General features: G+C 71.2%; 3 protein-coding genes. 1 reads left to right on the top strand and 2 read right to left on the bottom strand.

Annotation, left to right across the window (positions count from 1 at the left end):
- Together G6024_RS02595 and G6024_RS02590 are read right to left on the bottom strand one after the other, a co-directional pair.
- On the bottom strand, window positions 1-982 hold a 982-nt coding region (locus G6024_RS02595), incomplete at its 3' end, for an acyl-CoA dehydrogenase family protein (protein ID WP_182640296.1).
- A 28-nt stretch (window positions 983-1,010) separates the two neighbouring features.
- A complete protein-coding gene (locus tag G6024_RS02590; protein WP_159147887.1) occupies window positions 1,011-1,835 on the bottom strand; it encodes an acyl-CoA thioesterase in 825 nt (274 codons plus the stop codon).
- Window positions 1,836-2,083: 248 nt separating this feature from the next.
- Here G6024_RS02590 and G6024_RS02585 point away from each other — a divergent pair.
- Window positions 2,084-2,640, top strand: a 557-nt coding sequence (locus tag G6024_RS02585) for a hypothetical protein (protein ID WP_478213471.1), incomplete at its 3' end; no start/stop codon positions are given.

The raw sequence follows: 2,640 nt of genomic DNA, 5'->3' as shown, positions 1-2,640 counted from the left end.
CCCGGTGCCGGGCGTGCCACGCCGCCTCGGCCACGCCCTGGCGCATGCCCGCCGCCGCGCCGAGCACGCAGTCCAGGCGGGTCCGGCCGACCATCTCGATGATCGTGCGCACCCCGCGGCCGGGTTCGCCGACCATCCAGCCGAGCGTGCCGTCGAACTCCACCTCCGAGGACGCGTTGGACTTGTTGCCCAGCTTGTCCTTGAGACGCTGCACGAGGAACGGGTTCTGCTCGCCGCCGGGCAGGACCCGCGGGACGAGGAAGCAGCTCAGGCCGGCCGGCGCCTGCGCCAGGACGAGGAACGCGTCCGACTGCGGGGCCGAGCAGAACCACTTGTGCCCGCGCAGGACGTGGCAGTCACCGTCACCGACGGGCTCGGCGGTGGTGGTGTTGGCGCGGACGTCCGAGCCGCCTTGCTTCTCGGTCATGGCCATCCCGAACAGCACGCCCGACTTGGTGGCGGGGTCGCGCAGCTCAGGGTCGTACACCGTCGACAGCAGCGCCGGCTCCCACTCGGCGGCCAGCTCGGGGCTCAACCGCAGCGACGGGACCACCGCGTGCGTCATCGACAGCGGGCACCCGTGGCCGGCCTCGATCTGCGACACCAGCATGAACCCCACGGCCCGCTCGACGTTCGCCCCCGGCCCCGGGTCGGCCCACGCCGAGGTGTGCAGCCCGCGGGACACCGAGTACTCCATGATCCGGTGGTAGGCGGGGTGGAACTCGATCTCGTCGACCCGGTTGCCCCACCGGTCGTGCGCGCGGTGCACCGGCGTGAGGGTGTTGGCCAGCTCCGCGTCGTGTTGGTACTGCTCGGTGCCCACGTGGCGGCCGATCTCGTGGAACCTCTCGACGCGGGCGTGCGGCGAGAACACCGCGACGGCCTCCTGCAGTGCCGGGTTGAGGGCGTACTCGTCCACGTCCACGCGGGGCGGCGCCTGGTTGAGGACCACGTGGGTACTGCGGTGTCGGGTCGAGGACATGGGTGCTCCCCTCTAGTTCTTGAGATGCTCAGTTCTTGAAATACATAAGCTGCGTGCCCGTGGCGAGCAGCGTGCCGTCGCGGCTCCACAGGCGCGCGGCCTCGTCGTGGTAGTTGCCGTGGAACCGGTGCGAGTGCACGCTGCCGAGCAGGAAGTCCGTGCCCTGGGCGGCGATCTCGTCGGCGGTGGCCAGGAAGTGGATCGTCAACGTCACCGTGCCCGCCGGGACCGGCCGACCGAGCCGGAGGAACGACCTCGGGAAGAACGAATCACACAGGGACGCCAGTGCGAGATGGTCGAGTCCGCGGGGCTGGACGTCGCGGATCCACATCGTCGTCGTCGACTCCGGTTGCTCCTCACCGGAGGCCACGTCGTCCCACCCACCGGTGACGAACCGCATGTCGTAGTTGTCCACCCACCGCACCCCGCGGTCCGACGTGGCGGCGGTGAGCTCCTCCGGCGCGGGGACGGCCGGCGGGGCGGTCTCGGTCTCCGACCACGTCTCGCGGCGCAGGCCGGTGATCGCGGTGGCGGTGGTGACGACCTCGTCGCCCTGGCGCATCTCCACCCACCAGTGCTGGTTGGAGCGGTTGGTGCGGGCGGGGCGGGCCTCGATCTCGAACTCGCCCTCGGCGACCGGCCCGGCGTAGTTGAGGGTCAGCGCGAGCGGGTCGCCGTGCTTCTCGGGGTGCTGCAGGATCGCGCCCAGCATGGTGGCCGCGGTGATGCCGCCGAACGGCCCGACCATGTTGGCCCACGCGGCGTGGGTGCGGCCGCGGAAGAGGTTCTCGCCGATCGGCTCCAGCGCGACCGCCTCGTCGAACACGTGGGTGGGGGCGTCCTGACCGGTCACGGGACCTCCTGTGGGGCGAGGGGATGGGTGCGGGGGTGGGCGCGAAGATGGGCGCGGGCTCACCGTACCGAGGAGAGGGGCGACGACGACGAGGAACGCCCGCCACCGGGGATCGTCCGGCTTTTCTCGGGGTTGCGAGGCAGCGGCCGCGCAGGTGGGGCGGGTGAAATCAGTTGACACTCTTGACGTCGTTTATATAGTAAAGACGACCTCACAATGTGTGGCTCCGAACGTGCAGGAGACGCGCGATGACTGGACTGCCCAAGTTCGCCGCCTCGAGAACGCTGATCGCTGCCGCCGCGGCGCTCGCCGCCGTGCTCGTCGTGGCGTTCGGCGTGGTGGCTATCGTCAGACTCGGAGACCAGCGCTCGGAACCGGTGGCCACCGACGCCACGACGTCCTCCCCTGCGACCTCGCCCTCGTCGCCCCGCATGTCGCGGCTCATGCCGCGCTCGTCCGCGCCGGAGGTCACCGGAGTGCTCGAGGTATCGGGGCCGGAGTGCGATGCCGGGGTGATCAACTCCGACCTGCTCTTCCCGAACAGTGGCGCGCGGATCATCGACTGCGGCTCCGGGTGGGCGGTCATGGCCAGCCCGGTGTCGGGCGACCCCTACTGGGTCGCGTATTCGGACGGCAGGTGGCGCAGGGTCGGGAGGATATCGATCTACCTGGGGACGTGTCCGGACGAGGCGATCGCCCGGGGCGCCCCGGCGTGGATGGCGCAGAAGCACCTGGGGGACTGCACGCCGCGGGACCGGAGCGCCCCGGCGGCGCCGGGGGCACCGACGGTCGCGTCCACGCCCGC

It is taken from the genome of Dietzia maris (genome assembly GCF_014144855.1).
GTDB classification, from domain to species: Bacteria; Actinomycetota; Actinomycetes; order Mycobacteriales; family Mycobacteriaceae; genus Dietzia; species Dietzia kunjamensis.
Note: the sequence above shows the minus strand (reverse complement) of the source record. Positions and strands in the feature narration are given on the sequence as shown.